At 31.6% G+C, this 21002-nt stretch carries 8 protein-coding genes; 6 read left to right on the top strand and 2 right to left on the bottom strand.

Going from position 1 to position 21002, the window contains the following annotated elements; translation table 11 throughout:
* Positions 1 to 11 precede the first annotated feature (11 nt).
* Both KQI42_RS03145 and KQI42_RS03140 read right to left on the bottom strand, forming a co-directional pair.
* The gene (locus KQI42_RS03145) at positions 12 to 872 is read right to left on the bottom strand and encodes an S-layer homology domain-containing protein (protein ID WP_216516656.1); all 861 of its coding nucleotides are present in this window, start codon (positions 870 to 872) and stop codon (positions 12 to 14) included.
* A gap of 24 nt (positions 873 to 896) precedes the next feature.
* Positions 897 to 3452: a chitobiase/beta-hexosaminidase C-terminal domain-containing protein gene (locus KQI42_RS03140; protein WP_216516654.1), complete on the bottom strand. Its 2556-nt coding sequence runs from the start codon at positions 3450 to 3452 to the stop codon at positions 897 to 899.
* 140 nt (positions 3453 to 3592) lie between these two features.
* Between KQI42_RS03140 and KQI42_RS03135 the strand changes: the two genes are divergently transcribed.
* The 6 genes from KQI42_RS03135 (at position 3593) to KQI42_RS03110 (ending at position 20796) form a co-directional block, all read left to right on the top strand.
* Positions 3593 to 9769, top strand: a complete 6177-nt coding sequence (locus KQI42_RS03135; RefSeq protein WP_216516652.1) for an IPT/TIG domain-containing protein — start codon at positions 3593 to 3595, stop codon at positions 9767 to 9769.
* A 13-nt stretch (positions 9770 to 9782) separates the two neighbouring features.
* Positions 9783 to 11510: a hypothetical protein gene (locus tag KQI42_RS03130; RefSeq protein WP_216516650.1), complete on the top strand. Its 1728-nt coding sequence runs from the start codon at positions 9783 to 9785 to the stop codon at positions 11508 to 11510.
* A gap of 11 nt (positions 11511 to 11521) precedes the next feature.
* Positions 11522 to 12988, top strand: a complete 1467-nt coding sequence (locus KQI42_RS21615) for an S-layer homology domain-containing protein (protein ID WP_216516648.1) — start codon at positions 11522 to 11524, stop codon at positions 12986 to 12988.
* Positions 12989 to 12997: 9 nt separating this feature from the next.
* Complete coding sequence (locus tag KQI42_RS03120; protein WP_216516646.1) at positions 12998 to 15961, top strand: FG-GAP repeat domain-containing protein; 2964 nt, start codon at positions 12998 to 13000, stop codon at positions 15959 to 15961.
* A 49-nt stretch (positions 15962 to 16010) separates the two neighbouring features.
* On the top strand, positions 16011 to 17120 hold the full coding sequence (locus KQI42_RS03115) for a S41 family peptidase (RefSeq protein WP_216516644.1): 1110 nt from the start codon (positions 16011 to 16013) through the stop codon (positions 17118 to 17120).
* Positions 17121 to 17376: 256 nt separating this feature from the next.
* A complete protein-coding gene (locus KQI42_RS03110; protein ID WP_216516642.1) occupies positions 17377 to 20796 on the top strand; it encodes an Ig-like domain-containing protein in 3420 nt (1139 codons plus the stop codon).
* The last annotated feature ends 206 nt before the right edge of the window (positions 20797 to 21002 follow it).

The following is a 21002-nucleotide window of genomic DNA, read 5'->3' as shown; positions in this document are numbered from 1 at the left end:
AGACCTCCTTACTATAAATTATCACTAAGAATCAGTTTTCCTTCACTATTATATATTTCATATTTATAGCCATCTATTTTAGGTAGTAGACCTATATCAAAATCGTTTATAACAAATTTCCCATCTTTGCCAAGGATTTTTTCTTTATAAAGTCTACCTTTCTTAGAAAGAAGAGCTACTCTATAGCCTGTAAAGTCGCTGCTTCCTTTTAGTTCACCACTAAATATACCTGCAATAGAAGTATTGAATTTAAGATTATCCAATTTTATTTCTTCGACTATAATCTCCTTTTGAGGTACTTTATCTAACTTTTCTAAAAGGGTATAATCTTCATCTCTTAATCTACTATTTAAGGCTTTTTCTATAGTTAAAGCGACAGTCATTCTGGTGACTTTTTCATTAGGAGATATTCTCATATCTCCTAATCCTATTTCTAAAGCCTTTTTATAGTAATCTTGAGGGAAATCTATAAAGTCTATGCCGTCTTCATAGCCTAATATTCTCATTAGTACTGTAAGAACTTCTACATAAGAAACGTTGTATTGGGGATTAAACTTATCCTTTGAAACTCCTTCCATTATTCCATGTTCTTTAGCTAAGGATATATAAGGAACAGCCCATCCTCCTTGAAATTTCTCTATATCCTTATAATATATTTTTCCTTTGTAGCTTAATGCGGATTTCTCAAGTCCCATTAATCGAATAGATACTGTAGCAAGTTCTGCCCGATTAATTTTTCTATCCAGTCCTTCTTTTTCTAAAAATCCTCTTTCTATAACCTCTTTAATATCACTTATTCCTTCCCCCTGAGCCAATACAAAGTTGGGAAGGAGTAGGGTTAGAGAAAGAATAAATATGATTAATCTTTTCAAGATACCACCACTCCTTTAACTCTTTTAATTTAAATTAGATTCTAAAATCAATTTTCCACCGCCATCATAAATCCTATATTTATATCCAATTATTTTGTTAATTATATCTACAGGGAAGTTGGTTATTTCAAATTCTCCCCCACTAGAAACCATTGTACTACTATGGGAAGTTCCTGCCTTTGAAAGTAATTCTACTTTATATCCTGTAAAGTCTTTTACTTTGTTGCTAGATAATCTTCCTTTAAATATTCCAATAACAGTAGTATCAAACTTAAGATTAACTATGGATATGTCTGTAGCCCCTTCGGTTCCTTTATATACATTTATAGTGTAAATTCTTTCTTTTTTATTGGCTTCTTTCACAGAAATAGATATTTTGTTTCTACCTCCATCAAGGGAAACTGATTTACTGCTTCCACTAGATACTTCTGCTCCATTAATAGTAATTTTACCATCATTAGCATAAGGAGTAAGGCTAATACTATCTACATCGCTAGAAATATTTACTTCATAATCATATATATTTCTTGAAAAAGATGGACTTAAGCTTCCATTATCTACAACTAAATTTGTTAGACCATAGGACATATCCTTATCTAAAACTACTTTATATTTGAAAGTAGATATAGGACCAGCTCCAAGGCCTTCTTTATAACCAAAGGCATTAATCTCTACATCCCTATTTATAACAATAGGCTTAGTATATAAATTACTTGAAGTAGTAGGAGTACTACCATCTAAAGTGTAATAAATGTCAGCATCTGAAGTATCAGTATATAAGCGTACTTCCGTTCCTTCTGTTATTTCACCATCAGATGGATTGGCATAAACAATGCTTACATTTTCTTGATATATATCGAATTCTTTTATAACAACCATATTTTTATCGAAGACTTCAGTAAACACATTTACGTCCCATAAGGATATAATATAACTTAAAGCATTGTGAACATTGTTGCTTAATCGTTCTTCTCCTGTAGAGCCAGATTTAATCCATTTATCATCATTTATTGAGAAATTTCCTTCTACTATTAAGTGAAAATCTTTTAATCCTTTTTCATAAATAGAGTATTTCAAATTGAAATCGTAATTTCCATAGGAGAAACTTCCATACAATCTTTCCAGTTGTTCTTCTGTTTCTCGAAGAAGATCTACAGACCTAACCCTATTTTCTTCTATATGGAAAGAATAAGGTGGATTTTTTTCATTCGGGAAGACAATCTTACCGTCTATAACTAAATCTGGATAAACTCTTTTTACTTCTGAATTTAATCTTTTTAAATATCCCATTTTAGCATATAAGGACCACCTCAAAAAGTCATTAGAACTTGGGTGAACTATAATGTTTGCTGTATCTCCATTCATGCTAACTTCATAAGCAAAGTTAGTATTGCTATATTTCTTTAAAGTATTATTTAAGGATTCAGCTAAATAAGTTGGATTTATTCTATTATCCCTTTTCAATCTGCTATTAGTGAAATCAAAATAGATGTCTTTATCTCTACTATTAAAAGTAATATAGTTTTTATTGGATGAAATAGAGTTATAAGTATAAGATGGATTTCTAACAGCACCGCTAATTAAAATATCTTCATTATAAAGGTTTACCATAGCCGTATACATATCCCAAATCCAATCTTCTACATCTACCCTTTGAAGCTTGTACCAGCTGGAATTACTAGAATAAGGGAAGCTTATATCTAGATACATCCAGTTGCCCCGTTGTTCTGTTACTTTAAGCTCTACTCTTAAATCTCCACAAGCACTAAAGTTATCGTTTAAGTATTTTTCTAAAGATTTAACATCTGTTATCCTTTTATAAGGAATTCTTAGTTGCTCTACTACATATTTTCTCTTTTCCAATTCTTCTATTTGTAAGTTTAAGAGATAGTTTCTACCTTCTCTAAAGCCTATTAATTTAGTCAATGAAGGAAAGTTTGAATCCTTAATCAATATTCCATTGGCATCAATATTAATAGAAGTTTTGCTATTATTTAAACTTGGAGTTATGTATAAATAGGGAGCAATGTTATCTAAGGGTACATAAATTTCATTTTTGTATTTTAATGGTTCAGCATTTAAATTTAATTTTTTACCATCTAAATACACTGTTGTATTTCCAAAGCCTACATTAATGTTTTTTAATTTGTCATTTTTATTAGAACTAGGACTTTTACTAGAAGGAATTTTCCCTTCAATAATCTTCATTTCTTCCTCAAGGATATCTATAATCCTTTCTTTCGCTTCAATTTCATATCCTTTTTGGAAGGCATCGGGTAATTTAGATTTGTCTATATCAACGTTTAATTTATTCTTAGAATTTAGATAAACAGTTCCATTGCCGTTAATCTTAATACCTAAGTCTAGACCTTTAGCTAAATCTGATATAGACACCCATAGATGTTGATCATATATAAAAGGTTCTTTATGACCACTTATCCTATTTCCATTAACTTTTAGTTCTAAATTACTAAATAGGGCATCAACTTCTTTTACAAAGCCCTTTCCTTCTGCATTTAGAGGAAGGAAGGACAAAAACATAATAATCGACAAAAATATAGCCATTCCTTTTATTCTCAAAAAATCTACTCCTTTCAATAATATGATTCTATATATATTTATCGGCACAATTCTTTTTTTATTGTATAATATACTTAACAATTTAGCTAATTTTGCCGATAAAAATAGGTAGATTATAATATTTTAACGGGAGGGGTTTGATGCTTAAATTAAAGAAGATTTTATCCTATATATTGGTCATATCTATGATTTTACCCTTGATACCCATAGGGGAAATAAAAGCTTATGCCTATGATGAAAAGGAGTTTAGAATAGATTCCGTAACCTTATATAAAATTTACGATAGGAATAGACAATTAACAGAGAGAAGGGTTTTAATCCGAGGAAAGTTCTTAAAGGATGCTTCCGTAGGTATTATAACCAACAAGCAGTATAAAGAGCTTACCAATAGAACTATAAACCAAGACACCATACTTCAATTCGACTTAAAAGGAGATGAAGTAGGAGATACATTGGTAGTAGGTTCAGCAGAAATAACTTTAAATGAAGGAAGCATGCCTACTTTAACTCAAGTATCCAGAAAAGTAGAGTCAGGTATTGGAGATTTAATATTAAAAGGAACCAATTTTCAAAACGTTGGAAGTGAAGTAAAAGTAATATTGGATCAAGGTGGAGCAACTCAAGATATAACCAACTTGATTTCAGGAAGCAGTGAAGAAGTTATAATAACGGGAATAACTGGAGCATTAGGGATTCAAGATATAGTGTTTAAAAAAGAAACAACTACTCCCTACGACTTCAATGAAAAAAATAAGAATGTAGATGTAAAGGTAAACATTACTTATACATATGAAAATCAGTTTCTATTGTATCAGAATATAATAGTGAACAATTTAGAAATGCGTCCTAACAGGGGGATGGCAGGAGAAACTGTATTCTTTGAAGCTCCTTTAATGGGAACTACTACAGACCTTCAAGAATACGATGTATTCTTTTTAAAAGCTATAGATGGAACGGATAATTATAAATTAGAGAACAAAGGAAAAAATAGAAAGTTTCAACCAAAGGTAGTAAAGGATAATAAAAATTATAGTGTACTAACAGTAGAAGTACCAGATAAACTTCCTGTAGGAGAATATTTTGTAGTCCTAACCAATGTAACGGATGGGAAAGACCCTATGGAAGCTGTAACTCAAGAAATGGTTCTAGGACAAAAATTTACAGTAATAGATGGATTGCTAAAATCAAAGATTACTGATGTTCAGCCTAATAGAGGACCAGATACAGGTTCTACTACTACCATAAGTGGACAATTTTTTGGTAGTTTAAATATAGGAGAGTTTACTCCAGCTAAAAATGAAATAAAGGTTGAAACTCCTGTAACAGATGTAGATCCTAAGACATTAAAGTTATCTTATGGAGAAGGTACTTTTGGTGCAGGAGAAAATAAAGTTGATATAGAAAAAGCTACTAGAGATATAAAGGTATTAATCGGTGGTGAAGCTGTATTTTTAACGAAAGACGGCAAATTCGATGTAAGTTTTACTAAAGAAATAGACAGGCTTACAGTACGAACCAGTCAAATAACGGATGGAGATACTAATCCAATAAAGGATGTAGTAGTAGAAACTACTACTACCTTTTATAAAAAAGGTGGAGGAACCATAGTTATTAGAGAAAGAGCCGAAAGGAAAAATGGCTATACTTATATTTTAAGCCAGACAAAGCCAGAGATTACTTCCATAACTCCAGAAAAAATTCAAGTAGTATCTACGGGTATCTCTTATGAGATTTCAGAAGAAAGAATGGTGGCTATTCATGGGAAGAACTTCCTCATTCACAAATATACAAACGATAAAGGAGAAGAAGTATTAAGATATCCTAAAATAGAAATTGGTAATATTGTAATAGATAAAAATACGGATAAAGACTTGTATGTAAAAATTCTTGATGACAAAGGAAATGAATTAGATGGAACAGAAAGAAATGAACTAGGGAGTAAAATCCTAATAAGACTTCCTAAGGAAACAAAGGTAAGTAGACTTGGAAAAGAAGCTGTAACAGTAACTAACCCAATTAGAAACTCTAATCAATATGGATTATTCGATAAGAAAATTGACTTTGTAGAATTTGTACTAACTCAGAACAATGAAAATCCAGTAATTACGGATTTAAAGCCAGATACAGTACCTGTAGAAGGTGGAGATTTAGTAACCATAACGGGAACCAACTTCCAGCAAGGAGTAAAGGTATTTATAGATGGAGAAGAAATAAAGTCCATTAAAAGACGAGAAGATGGAAAAGAAATTACCTTTACTGCTCCAAAGGGAAGAGAAGGGGAAACACAGCTTCAAGTAATGAATCCTCAAGGTGGAATGGATACTCGTCCTTTCTTCTATGTTAAAACTTTTACCAATCCTAAGATTATAGATTTTGCACCTAAAAAGGGTAATACAGGAACTATAGTAATGATAAAAGGAGATAACTTCCTAAAGCCAGACCCTATGGGAACAGAGGAAAATGTATATAGGTTGGTAGGAACTAGAGTTTTATTAGGAGATGTGGAACTTAACGAATACAATAGGAATCCACAAACAAAGAGAATCGAAGTAAGAGAATTTACACCAAAAGAAATACTATTTACTATAGAAGACGGTTCTGTAAAGGCAGCAGACTATTATCATGGATTATTATTAAAGGATGATAGCGGAAAATATTATACAATAGATGTAAAACCTAATGGAGAAATTACTCTTTCTGATGGAGGAATGAATACCTTTAAGATAGAACAAGAAGGAGATAAAATAATAGCCAATAAAGAAGGAGGAGATATCCATAAGATGGATGTTTCCACTAGTGGCATTACAATAACAAAGCCTGATTCAGGAGAAAAAATTGTTTTGAAACATGCTAGTTTGTTTAAGGTGGAAGATGGGAAAATAGTAGGACAAAGAGTAAAGATAATAGATAGAAACACTATTTACTTTACTGTACCTATATTAGGCACACCAGGATTTTATGATTTAACTGTAATAAATCCTGATACTAAAAAGGATTCTAGAACGGGTAAGGCTGGATTCGAATACGTAACTCAGCCAGACTTAAAGCCAAAAATAGATAGTATTCACCCTAACGAAGGTTCTGTAGAAGGGGGCTATGCTATAGACATTATTGGAGAGGACTTTGAAACCAATATAGGCAACAAGCCAAAAGTATATATAAATGGAGTAGAAGTACCAGATAAGGATACCAATGTAAGTATAGACGGAAAGATAATAACAGTTATAGTACCTAAGTATCAAGGTGATCTAAGAGAAGATAAAGACACGGACAGATGGGGAGTACCTGTAGTAGTAGTAAATCCAGATGGAAGTACAGCCAGTGAAGAAAAAGGATTTTTCTATGTAGTGCCAGCAAGTAGACCTAATATAGAAAAAATAGTACCACAAAAGGGTTCAGCGGCTGGAGGAGATATTGTAGAGATTACAGGCTTCGATTTTAGATTCTATGAACCTTATGATGATAGAAATAGAGACCAAATGTGGAATCCTGGTGAAAAGTATAATGACTTAAACAAGAATGGTGTATGGGATGACCTAATGGCATATACAGGAGAGGAAAGGGAAGCGTTAGCGGAGAAGACACCTTTTGATCATCCTCAATTTAACTACTACTATAAGTCTCCTATATTACCAAAAGTTTATTTTGGAGATAAGGAAGCAAAAATAGTGGAATTCAGTAGGGGATACTTAAAGGTAATTACACCAGAAGGTCAACCTGGAAAAACAGATGTCTTTATCTTAAATAACGATGGAGGAATATCTAACAAAGTAGGATTTACTTATGAAGCTACTAGCGTAAGTATCGACTCCGTAATTCCTAACCAAGGGAAAAAGCAAGGGGGCGACAAGGTAGAAATCCACGGAAAGGGCTTTACCTTATCTGAAATGGAAATATATAAAGATGATTCTACTTTTGAAAAGAAAAATATGCCTTTAGTTAAATTCGGTAATATATCTAATAGAAATATAGATAGGGATAAGGAAAATGGAGGTAGAATAGATAATAAAAGGGCCACAGTAAACTTAGCTGGAGGATTAAGGGTAGAATATAATGGAAACGACAATAGACTAACCTTAATTATTGAAGAAGGAGACGAAATATACAGAAAAGAGATTCAAGGTTACGACAATACTAAAAAGTATATTCCAATAGATTTATTAAAATCTGGAGACAAATCCTATGAAGGAAAAGAATTAATTAAAGTTTCCATAGAAGATAAGAGATTAATAGTAGAAAGAGGATATGCACCAAACGTAACTTATAGAAGTTCTATCCATTTAACCTTAGAAACTCCTTCCTATTATACTATAGGAAGTGTACCTATATTTGTTATAAATCCAGATGGTGGTACGGGAGAAGGCAAGTTTGAATATAAAAATCCAGACAGCTATCCTACTATTACCAATATTACAAGAGATGGAAGAGATCCTATAGAGGAGTATAGAAAAGAAATCAATGGAACTGCTAGGGTTCTAAGGGTAAATTATAAAGGTGGAAGTATTTTAACTATAGAGGGTACTGACTTTAGGGAAAAGGCTATAGTGAAAATTTCAAATCTCCTTACTATGACGGAAAAAGAAATAGACTATAGTTTACCAACAAAGTTAACCTTTGTAATGCCTCCAGTGCCTGAAACGGAAGTTGGAAAATTGCTTCCTGTAGTAGTTCAGAATACGGATGGAGCATCAGCAGTATCGAATAAAAACATTCCTCCAATATTTATAGAAATTACAAAGGGAGAATCGGATCCAGAAATTATAAGCGTAGATCCAAATAAAGGTTCAGCAACAGGAGGAACAAAAGTAAAGATTATTGGAAATGATTTTAGGGAAACTATAAAAGGATATGAAGGTGAAAAATTAAGAGTTTTCTTTGGAGAAGAAGAAGTAAAAGAAAGTAGTGTTAAATTTATTGACTATAGAACCTTAGAAGTAATAGCTCCATCTTCTAAGAAACTGGGACAAGTACCAGTAAGAATTGAAAACCCAGACGGTTCTATAACTCAAGGAAATGTAACCTTCAACTATATAAGTAAACCTAAAATAGAGAAGGTTTCACCAAATAAACTGTTTACCAACGATACAAAAACAGAAGTTACCTTAACGGGAGTTATGTTTCAAACAGGAGCTAAGGTAATAGTAGGAGGTAAAATAGTAGATAAAAAAGATATAAAGCAGGGTATGGATATAAAAGGTGAAGGTATTATAGGTGTAGATGGAGCAGGAAACAATAGGGAGGTAGCAGTAGTAGGAGGAAATGAGGCTGCTACAGTAAAGGTAGAAGGGGATAAGACCATAAAGGTAACCTTTAAAGAAGGCAATGAAATAGAAAAACCGAACATTATAATAATAAATCCTGATGGTGGTATTTCTGACCCTTATGACAAATTTAACTATGAAAAACCAGTACCTATGAAACCTTTAGTATTAGAAGGAATACCAGGCTATGAATCAACGGTTCAATTAATATGGTCAAAATCTGATGAAAACATATTAAACAAAGCTACACGCTATGAAATCTATGGTAAGATTGCCAAAGATAAGGACTACACTTTCATAGGAGATACAGCAGAAGCAGAATTTTTAGTTAAAGAATTAGAACTAGGCACAGAATATATATTTATGGTTAGAGCCTTAAACGAACACGGCAGTGCCATAGATTTTGCTACAGTAAAAGTAAGAACATTAAATATTAGACAAGATGAAAAACTAAGAGAAAAAGAAGAAAAGTTAAGGGAAGAAGAAAGCAAACTAAAAAGCAAAGGAAAAGAAGAAGTGTCAAATGGAAAAATGGTTATTACATTAGGTTCTGATACCGTTACAGGTGGAGCAGGAACAGTAGACCTTTCCTTATCCAAATATAAAAAACATGACAAATTTATTGTATCCATACCAATAGAATATGGAAGAAAGGATACTAGAATAACCATTAGAGATGGCAATATGACCCTAATATTAAGTGTAAAAGATCTATATACTTTAGCTGTAAGTAAAGTAGACCAAGGAAACACAGATGGATATCTAAGAATCCACTTAAATAGAACCAATGAACCTCATATACCAAGAGGGAAAAAAGCGGCATCAAAGGCATACGAAGTATCTTTTGACTATATGTATGGTAAAAACTTTATAGAAATTGGTCAGTTATTAAGAAGTGGAAAGGTATTTATAGAAGAAGACAGCATACTTTATCCAAATAGGAAAAATGTAAGTATTTATAGATTTAGCGAAGAAACGGGAGAATATACTTCCTTAAAATCCACTACAGTAGAAATAAGAGGGAAGAGTAAATACATTCTTCTATCTGATAGATAAAGGAGAATACTATATGAAAAATAAGGTAATAATCTTACTAACCATAATGCTAATAATAACCTCCTGCCCTGTATTTGGGGCGGGAGAGACCTCCCTTTCAGGAACTATAGAAGGGTTGAATTTTAAAGACAATATAATAACTCTACTAGACTATAAGGGAAGAACTCATGAAATAAAAGTTCTTCCTACAACAACTCTTCAAATAGAAGGGTTAAAGAAAAAGCTAGTAGATTTTTATTTTGGACAAGAAATAGAAGTGGCAATGAGAAACAATACTGCCATTAAAGTCGTTGGATTTACAGAAGATGACCCAGAACTAGATGGATATATTATGGCAGGAAGCAGATTTAAAAGGGGACAAGTCCTATTTATTTCTCAAAACCAAATAGAGATAAAAGGCATACAAGGAAGAGAAAAGTATAGAATAACGCCTAATACATCTTTATTTAAAAATGGAAGAGTTATAAACCTTTTTCAAATAAAAGAAGGGGATAATGTAGTTCTTACTTTTGACAGTATCTATACTTCTGAAGTAGATACTATAAAGGTTGAAGATGAAGAAAAACATATATCTGGAATATTAAGAGGAAAAATTGAATTAGTAGATGAAAGAAATAAAGAAGTCCTTATAAAATCTCCTTATATATATAAGGAAGGAAAATGGGAAACTTATTCAGATCATGTAGTTAAACTTAAAGTTTCAGAAGGTAATCTATATAATGGTGGAGATAAGATTTCTCTAAAAAAATTAAAAAACTTTAAAGATAAGGAAGCCTATATAGCCTTTGACGAAAGCTTTGGAAAAATTACCGTATCAAAGTTAAATGTAAAAAATGGCTTAGCGCAAGGCTATCAATCTAAAGTAAGAAGTATTGAATATGGTACAGGGAAAATGGTAGTAGACAATAATCTAATCTTTTTCAATGATGGAACTATAGTCATAAAGGATAATAGATTAGTAGACTCTTTAAATATTGATAGAAACAAAGACGTATTAGTAACAGCAGATAATGTAAAGGGAAATAAAAATGCCAATCTAGTATCTATAAGTTCCACTACAGTTCTTGATGATAGAATAGATGGCAGTAAGATATTAGTTTACAGAGGAAAGATAGAAGATATCTATGAATATGAAGTGAAAATTGGAAAGATTAATTATAGATTAGACTATTTAATGTTAAATGATTATAAATGGAAAGAAATAAAAGACTCTGAAAGGTTTACTTTATCAGAAGATACTTTAATCTATGACAGTCAGTTAAAGGAAACTATAACAGCCAACCAATTTATATCTTCCAGATTTATAAACTATACAGACATAAAAAATCAAACTTTAAGAGACAGACTAAAAAATAATTTCTATAAAAATAAGACTGCATATTTTGTAGTTAGAGAATCGGAATATGGAAAAGAACTTTTAGCTTTAAATATTACTCCTCATATTCAAGAATATAGACAAAATGTAAACTTAAACTATTCTACTTTAGGAGAAATAAAGGCTATAGACTATGATAGAGGAACTTTAACTTTAAGTAAAGTTAAAAACTACAATACCTTAAATAACCGTTGGGAAAATGCTAATGATGAAACCATAGATATAAACAAATCTGTAATTCTATTAAACGATATACCAATACCTAGAGATAAAATATATACATTAAGACAAGGAGCAAAGGTATATGTACTAAAGAATAAAACCTCTTCCATTGATGATGGCTATGTGCTACTTATAGAAGACTAAGGAGGGATACTGTGAAAAAATTCATACCTATATTAATGTCGTTAATTTTAATATTAATACCTCTTGAAACTATGGCTATAAACATTCCTGGATACGAAGGGGGTATCAAAAATGAAACCACCTATAAAGAAGTAATATTTGTAACAGGAGAGCCTGTAATAATGGAAGGAACCTTAAATATAAACTCTAAGCAAAAAGATAATGTTATAACGGAAACTTATACCTATAAATTAGAGAACTTAAAACACAAGGCTAAATTAAGCAGAACTATAAAACTTACAGAAACCTTGGAGACGAAAGGAAGCCAAGTTACTTCAACTAAAACTTTAAATGGATATAAAGAAACTATAGATATAGATGGAAAAAGATATGAAGTAAAAGATGATTATTACCAATGGAATCAAGGTTCTGTATTCCATAATACCCCTATTTTAAGCTACTATGCCGGAGATTTTTCTGCTAGAAAAACCTATCAAGTAGATAGGGGAAGAGCAACTGTAACGGTAGAAACCATAGGAAGTCTAGTAGGCTATGATGGTCCTTGGTCGGCTACTGAAACTCAAACTATTGACTATATAATTAAAAATGAAGATAGAACGACGTCTACAAGAAATTGGGAAGGTACTGCTACAGTAGAAACTTCCTATAATAAAACTAAAGATTATTCCTATGCAGAAAATATTCCTCAACAAATAAGTTTTAAAGGTGGATATAGGGTTACCGAAAAACAAGAATCTGTGTTAAAATATGATTATGATCTTCCCAGAATCACAGGAGATATAGTTAATAAAGGGAGAAGCCAAGGGAAAGACAGCTTGACTGTAGATACGAACCCTATAATAAATCGCTTAAACATACCGGCAGTAAGAGATGTTTTAGGACATGAAAATGAAGAAGAATTACTTCTTCTTGCTAGTATGGAAGGACTTCCAATAGATAGTACTTACATTGGACCTTCATCACCTATGAGTAGAGGAGATTTTGCCAGGGTTTTAGTAAAGTCTATGGACATACCTATAATAAAGGAAGAAACTACTAAGAGTAAGAGCAAAAGGAAAAAGGTAGAACCAGCTCCACCGCTTTTTAGAGACGTAAAAGAAAGTCATAGAAATTTTGACTATATCCAAGAGATAGGAAAGAGAGGTATAATGGAAGGAGTAAATGAAGTTTACTTCCAACCAGATAAGCCTTTAACTAGAGTAGAAGCTTATTCAATTATAGTTCGTATACTAGGGTTTAAAAATCTAGCACCTGTTAAAAACTATTCTCTAGGATATAAAGATGAAGGTATGATTCAAGCTTGGGCAAAAGACTACATATATGTAGCGAAAGAATTAGGCTTTATAGAAAAAGGGGATTACTTCTACCCTAATAGAGAAATTACTAAAGCAGAAACGGCAAAGCTTATAGTAAATTTAATTAACTATATGCAAGATGAACTGAAATATGATTATAGGGAAGGGATACTTAACAATTAGGAGGAAGATATGAAGAAGTTAGTACTTGTTTTAACCATAGCTCTTGTATTGGTAACAGCCAATATATACGCTATTAATGGGACAAGCTATAAAGAAGAGATTGATTTACTAATAATATACGACGACTCATCAGATGGTTATTTAGATATATACCATAATTACAATCAATCCCTTATAGCTAATTTAAATAAGGAAGCTATATCCTTAAAAAACTTAAACCAAATAGATATAAATAAATTTAATGCTATCTATTTAGACCCTAATATAATAGGAAAAGATTTATTTAATTTAAGCAAAGACAATATAATGGAATACGTTAAAAAAGGTGGACATTTATTTTTAGAAGACTCTTTTTACAATGAATTCCCTCTTGATTTCATTGGAGCAGAGAATTTTGAAGAAATAAATGGTTTTCCAAAAGAACTGCAATTTCCTGAAGTAAGAGAGAATTTAAAGGGACTACAAAATATAGTAAAAATGTTTCATAAGGATGTAGCAAACTTTTATGATGAAAAAACTCGTGAAAGCTTAAATATGGGACATGGCTTTTATCCTACCACAGCTACTTCTTTAGTAAGGAAAGGCAGTTTAACTTTGTTTGGAGTAAACAAAGTAGGGGAAGGTAGTGTGTTTTATGCCAATAGCTTACTACCAAATAATAATTATATAACAGGCTTCGATATGACAGCCAAAAATGAAAATCAGCAATTTTTCAGCTTTACCTTTGCTACAGGAAACTATTTAATGAGAAATGAATTTATATCCTATGTATCCAAGGAACTTTACGGATATACAGCTAAAAAAGTATTAGGTACCTATGGTAGACCTGCAATGGCATGGCAAAACCATTTTGAAGTAGCTTCTGCTGTTAAAGATGGTTCTATGGAAAGATGGATAGATGTACTAAAGGAATACGATGAAATTCCTTCTTACTCTTTAGCTAGATCTCTTTATGAATGGGGAGATTGGAAGGAAAGTATAGTCTATCATAAGAATATAGGGGATAATACTAGTTTTAAATTTGTTGGAGAGGAAGAAAATTCTCATTACTCTTCAGGAGAACATTTAATGACATCTAAGGACTATGTATCATTAAATAAATATCCAGAATACAAAAGTTTATCTGCTAAAATAGATTTGCCCTATAGAGCTTATCTAACTTTAGGAGATTTAAATAAGAATGGAACACTGGATATTGTTACAGGAAGCAGCGATGGCTACATTTATTTGTTCTTAGGTAAAGATGAAGGAACTTTATATGAAGATAAGGTTAAGTTAATGGACGATAAAGGTAACCCCCTTCATGTAGGCAGTTATTCAGCTCCAGTCTTATACGATATAAATAAGAATGGTTTACTAGATTTAATAGTAGGAAACGGTGAAGGAAAAGTTACCTTATATATGAATATAGGTGATATGACTTTTAGAAAGGTTTCAGATTTAATAGAAGATAAGAACCTTAAAAATGCAACACCAGCTATAGGAGATATAGATGGAGACGGTACTCCAGATTTAATAGTGGGAGAATCTAAAGGAAATCTCTACTTCTATAAAGGAAAATGGGTTAACAATACTTTAACTTTCGATAAAAAAGGAACTCCTTTAAAAGATGGTAAAGGTAATATAAATGTAGGAACATATCCAGCTCCAACTATATATGATGTAGATGGGGATGGAAAATTAGAATTAATAGTAGGAAATTCTACAGGATATTTAAGAGTATATGAAGTAAACTATCTTAATTTAACGGATAACGGATTTATTGAAGGAGAAACTTTAAACCTATATGGAAATAAAAGATTGTGGGGAGGCTACTATTCTGTACCAGCTTTTGGAGATTTAAATAAAGATGGAATGGTGGATTTAATAGTAGGTCAAGTAGAATTTGGATTGCCAATGCCTATTGATACCGATTTATTCCCTTATAAAGAGGAATTAAAGAAAGCTTTAGGATATGCAAGCGAACACCACATTGAAATCTATCCTCATACTTATTTCCATAAGTATAAAAAACCAGCACAGGAAATGAAGGAATTGGAACTTCACAAAGAAGCTTTTAAATACTATGATATTCCTTGGAATAAGCTAGGAGTAAATCAGCATACTTGGAATATAAACAATATATCTCCTACTCAGACCTTCTATAGTGAACAAAAAGAAGGTATAAGCTGGAACTCAGGCTTTAGACCAAGTGGTAAGGCAGGAGAACCAAGTTTATCTAAAGACTATATATGGGCTATGCCTTTCAGATTAGAAAAAGGATATGAAACCAAAGACTTTATATTATTTACCCCAGCACCTCATATGCCTATATTAGAAAAAGCTTACGATAGTATTACTGCTTTAGATATGCCTATATCCTATTTCTATCATATGGAGTATGCAGTAAATACACCTAAAGGATTAGAGGATTTAAGATACAAAGCAGAAGCTTTAAATAAAATGAGAAATGAAAAAGATTATAACTTTATGATGGAACCTCAAATGTTTAAAGCCTTTGAAGCCAATATGAAAAGCAAAGTAAAAGTATTGAAAAATACAGTATCTAATAATTATAGTTATACTTTTGAAGTAGATAATCAAAATTTAAAAGATAATGATTATGCCAATACAATAGGTATAAGCTTTGAATTAGGAGAATCCCTATTAAGCTACGACTTCCAAACGGATGCAGATATCTACCAAAGAAAAGATAAAAACCTTTATATAGGATTAAATAAGAAAGTAAATGTTACTCTTTCCAGTGGAAAAGATAATCCTCATATAGTAAGAGTAAATGGACCTGTGGAAATAGGAAAAGAAAGAGATTCAATGAAGATCAACTTAAACTACGCAGGTTTACAACAGTTAAAGGTTTATGCACCAGGAGGAATAGAAGTAAAGAATAAGGATTTCAAAGTTGTCAATGAAGGCGACTACTTCGTATTGACTAGGTATGGAGATAAAACTATTTTAGAGATTAAATTATATTAATGTATTCCTAACTCTATGAAAGCTTCATAGAAGAAAAGGAGAGATAATAATGAAAAGACAGTATGATTTTAAGAGAACCATAATATTTATGCTATTGATGTCTATGGCATTAGCCTTACCTTTACAGGTTTATGGAGAAGAAGCTGTACTAGACTATGATTTAGAGTATTTTACAGAAATAATGAATCTAGTACAAAAGAACTATAGAAAAGATATATCCCAAGAAGAACTTTTGGAAGGAGCTTTGAAAGGGCTATTTTACAACCTTGATGAACATAGTCACTATTATACAAAAGAAGAGTTTCAAGCTTTAAATGAAGATCTTAATGGAGATTTTGTAGGAATTGGTGTTTATATTATGGAAGAAGATGGGTATATAAAGGTCATAGCTCCTATTGAAGGCAGCCCTGCCTATAAAGCTGGAATCAAACCAGGAGATATTATTCAAAAGGTGGATGGAAAGGATATAAGGAATATGACTACTGTGGAATCATCCAACCTTATGAAAGGTAAAGCTGGTACTTCTGTTAAGTTAGGAATAAAAAGAGGAAAAGAAATAAAGACCTTTACCGTAAAAAGAGAAGAAGTAAAAATAAACCCTATTAGCTATGAAATACTGAACAAGAAAATAGGATATATAAAAATCTCTCAGTTTAATCAATATACCTATACCAATATAACTAAAGCATTGAACCAATTAGATAAAAACAAAGTAACCAATATAATTATAGACGTAAGAGATAATCCTGGTGGTTATTTAGACGAAGTAATAGAAATATGTAAACTTTTTATCCCAGAAGGACCAATAGTCCATATAAAGGATAGGACTAAGAATATTGAAACTTACAATTCGGGCTTAAAAAAACCTAAATATAAATTAGTAGTCTTAGTAAATGAATATAGTGCAAGTGCCTCAGAAATCCTTGCAGGTGCTGTAAAAGATAGAAAGGTTGGACAAATTGTAGGGGTTACCACCTATGGTAAAGGAACTGTTCAACAGGTAATTCCTTTACCCTATGGAGATGGAATGAAATTAACCATAGCTGAATACCTTACACCAAATAAAACGAGTATTGACGGGAAAGGCATAAAGCCAGATGTGATAGTAGAGGATGAAGACCAGCAACTAAAGAGGGCTGTGGAATTATTAAAAAAATAGTTTCAGAATGGTAATGAATTTGTAACATAACTGTAATGGTATTTTCCATAAAACTTATGTATAATGACAATATAAAAGAAATACATGGTCAACATTTAGTTATGTTACAATATGATTACAAAGGCATTTACCTTGTTGACCTGAAAAAAGGTTGATGCTATAATACTTTATAGAGTGCAAATATACATAGACTATTTGCGACTGTAAAGTATAACAAAATTAAAAAAAACCAAAATTTAAAGGAGGTCTTTAAAAAATGAAGAGAACCCTATCATTAGTGTTAGCATTAGTTATGGTTCTAGGAAGTTTCACTGGTGTATTTGCTGCTGAAACAAAAGCAGAAAAAGTAAATGCTCCAGAATTCCTAAAGAAAGTTGGCGTTCTTGAAGGTAATGACAATGGCGATTTAATGCTAGACAAAAACCTAAAAAGACGTGATACAGTAGTATTATTAAGTAGATTAATGGGAGTTGAAGATGTTGCTAAGAAATTCCCAGCAGCAGACGATGTTTTAACTTTCAAAGACATCACAGATGCAAATTACAAAGGATATTTAGCATGGTCAGTGTCCAACAAATTAATTGAAGGACATACACCAGAAAGATTTGGATTCAACGAATTCATAACTGCTCAACAATATGCAACTATCCTTTTAAGAGCTTTAGGATATGAAGTAAATGATGATGCTTATGCAAAAATTATGGATACTGCAAAAGAATTAGGAATCCTTAAGAATGTTGAAGCTGAAGCAAAAACTGAAATAACAAGAGCTCAAATGGCTGAAATGACATTCAACGCTCTTGGAGTAAAAATGAAAGATAAAGATGAAACTTTAGCAAACAAATTAGGTATTACACTACCTACACCAGAAAAATTAGAAGTTGTTGAAGTTAAAGCTGACAACTTAAAAGAAATCAAAGTTGTATTAAACAAAGCTGTTAACGAAGAATCAGCAGTTGATCTAAACAACTATGAAACAAATGCTGGAGATATCGCAGATATTAACTATTCAGCAGACAACAACACAATTGTAATCTTATTAGACAAAGCTATGAAAAACAAAGATAAATATGAATTAACTATTGATGGTGTTAAAGACGACAAAAATGTTTTAGATGTTAAGAAAGAATTCGTTGCACTTGACAATGCTATACCAGAAGTAGTAGAAGTAGTAGCTTTAGGAACAAAAGCAGTTAAAGTTGTTATGTCCGAACCTGTTGATGGAGCAAAAGCATCAAACTTTAAGCTTGATGGAAAATCAGCTTATGGTTCAGTAGAAGTAGCAGCAGGTAGAGATATAATTTTAAAAACATATTCAGATGTATCAATTGGAGAACATGAATTAACAGTTAGTGGATTAAAAGATTTTGCTGGTTTCAAATCAGTAGAAACTAAACATTCATTTACAGTAGAAGAAGATAAAGAAGCTCCAACAGTATCAGAAGTAAAAGCAACTCTTGAAAGAGTAGTTATTACATTCAGTGAAGATGTAGATACAATTTCAAAGAACAATGTATATTGGAAGAATGGTTCAACTAAGAACTATGCTGACAGTGCTAAGAGATTAGCTGGAAACAAATTTGAATTTGCTTTCAATGGTAGCAAAGGACTTCCAGTACATGAAACAACTCTTTATGTAGAAGGAGTTAAAGACTACTCAGGAAACAAAATGGCATCAACTGAAGTAGCTGTAAAAGCTTCAATCGATGAGACAAGACCAGTAGTTAGAAAAGTTGAAGTAAAAAATAGTGGAAAAACTATAGTTGTTACATTCAGTAAATCAGTAAATACTAGTGCTGCAAAAGACGAAAAAGGCAGTGCATTAAGAATAGACAATTACAAAGTTACTGATGCAGATGATAACAAAGTAACTATAAGTGAAATAACTAATCCTAAAAAAGATAATAAGACATTTGAAATTGAACTTGGAAAAGCATTAAGTTCAAGCAAAGATTACACTTTAAAGATTTCTGGAATCAAAGATAATAACAAATATCCAAACTATATGGTTGATTACTCAGAAAAATTATTAGCAACTGAATATAACGCACCAACACTTAAAAATGTATCAATAGGTAAATATGAAACTAGTGGTGATGAAAGAAAAGTTGAAGTAACATTATACTTTGACAAAGCTATGGACGTAGCAACATTAGGAGATCCTGCTAATTATTTAGTAGCTACTAAAAAAGAAGGTACAAGTGATGATAATGCAACTAACAAAGTGCTTTCAAAATTCGATGACTATGATATAGATGTTAAAGATTCTGATGGAAAAATAGTTGTATTAACAGTTGTTACTGACAAGAGTGATAGACTAGAAGTGGTAGGAGTTGCTGGATTAGGACTTAAAGGTGCAAATGGAAAAGAATTAACTAACTATGGAAAAATTGTTACACCTAAAGAAACAAAATTTGCTTTAAAGAGTGCAACAGCAACTAAGAGAGATAAAATAGAAGTAGAATTTACACTAGAAGTTAAAGAAGCTCCAGTAGCTGCTTTTTCAGTAGACGGAGTAGGAATTGAAGATGTAACAATAGATGGCACAACAGTAACAATAAAATTATCAGATGATTTATATGCTGATGCACACAACAAGTTAGCAATAAATGACAGAGTATTAGCATATGATGGAACTAAGTTTGATGGTCTTAAAGAAATCAAAACTGGTGATCTTACTGAATATATTAATTATGATGGAATATTAAAAGATGAAATTTCACCAAAATTAAAATCAGCAGATGCTAAAGTTGTAGGAAATGAAATTCAAATTACATTAATATTTGATGAAGCTTTAAAAGCTGGCCTTGTTGCTAGTGATGTGAAAGGTGATTTAAAAGTTTCAACTATTACTGAAGGAAAAACTGTAACTATTCAAGACGTAAAAGAAGTAAGAAATGAAAAGAATGAATTAGTAGAAGAAAAATTATTAGTAACTGTAGACGTTAATGATTCTAAACTTAAAGATATAGATAAAACTGCATTTTTAGTAGAAGTTAAAGACGCTAGATATATAGTGGATAAAACTAAAGGAAATAAAGCAGAAAATGCATCAGCAAGAACAGGAATTGTTAACATTAAAGATGCTAAAGAAGATGCAACAGCTCAAGATGAAGTTAATAAAGTAGCAAATGCTATAAAAGCAGAAGAAGTAAAAACAGAAGGTAACAAGGTAGTACTTCCAACTAAAGAAGGATATACAATTGAAATTGCTACTTCAAACAATGATGCTATAAAAGCAGATGGAACAATAACAAGAACAGAAGAAGATGTAGATGTTACTTTAACTTTAAAAGTAACAAATAAAGAAAGTAAGAAATCTGCTATAACAGGTGATTTAGTAGTTACTGTAAAAGCTGATCAAAGTTTAATAGATCAAAATGCAGTTGATGCAGAAGCAGGAAAATATGAAGCAAAAGTTACAATTCCAGCAAATAAAGTAGTTGGTGATGATGTAACTAACGAAGTAATTAAATTACAAGAAGGAAAAGAAGCAGATGCTAATATTAAGGTAACTGTTTCATCAGATAGCGAATATCTAGCTGTAGCAAGTAATAAAGTTAAGCTTATTAAAACAGCAGAAGATAATGCTGCAACAGCAACAGTAAACGTGACTTTTGAAAAAAATGGTAAAACAGCTGTGTTACCTGTTAATGTAACAATTGAAGCTAACTAATAAAAGTGCGAAACGTTGTTCTATAAGCCAGAAATGGTGAAATGAACGGAATATAAAAAGGTATACGGGGCTGAATATCAGTCCTGTATCCTTATATATTCCAACTATTTTACTGAAAAGATAGGTGAAATTCCTATCCAAACTCAATAGCCTATATAGAGTTTGTACCTGATCCCCCTGCATAAATTTTAGTGCTGCTAATCTAA

The organism is Tissierella simiarum (genome assembly GCF_018917865.1).
GTDB classification, from domain to species: Bacteria; Bacillota; Clostridia; order Tissierellales; family Tissierellaceae; genus Tissierella_C; species Tissierella_C simiarum.
Note: the sequence above shows the minus strand (reverse complement) of the source record. Positions and strands in the feature narration are given on the sequence as shown.

Coding starts and splice junctions, on each gene's coding strand:
- KQI42_RS03135 (WP_216516652.1), top strand. CDS start 3,593: ATGCTTAAATTAAAGAAGATTTTATCCTATATATTGGTCATATCTATG.
- KQI42_RS03130 (WP_216516650.1), top strand. CDS start 9,783: ATGAAAAATAAGGTAATAATCTTACTAACCATAATGCTAATAATAACC.
- KQI42_RS03120 (WP_216516646.1), top strand. CDS start 12,998: ATGAAGAAGTTAGTACTTGTTTTAACCATAGCTCTTGTATTGGTAACA.
- KQI42_RS03115 (WP_216516644.1), top strand. CDS start 16,011: ATGAAAAGACAGTATGATTTTAAGAGAACCATAATATTTATGCTATTG.
- KQI42_RS03110 (WP_216516642.1), top strand. CDS start 17,377: ATGAAGAGAACCCTATCATTAGTGTTAGCATTAGTTATGGTTCTAGGA.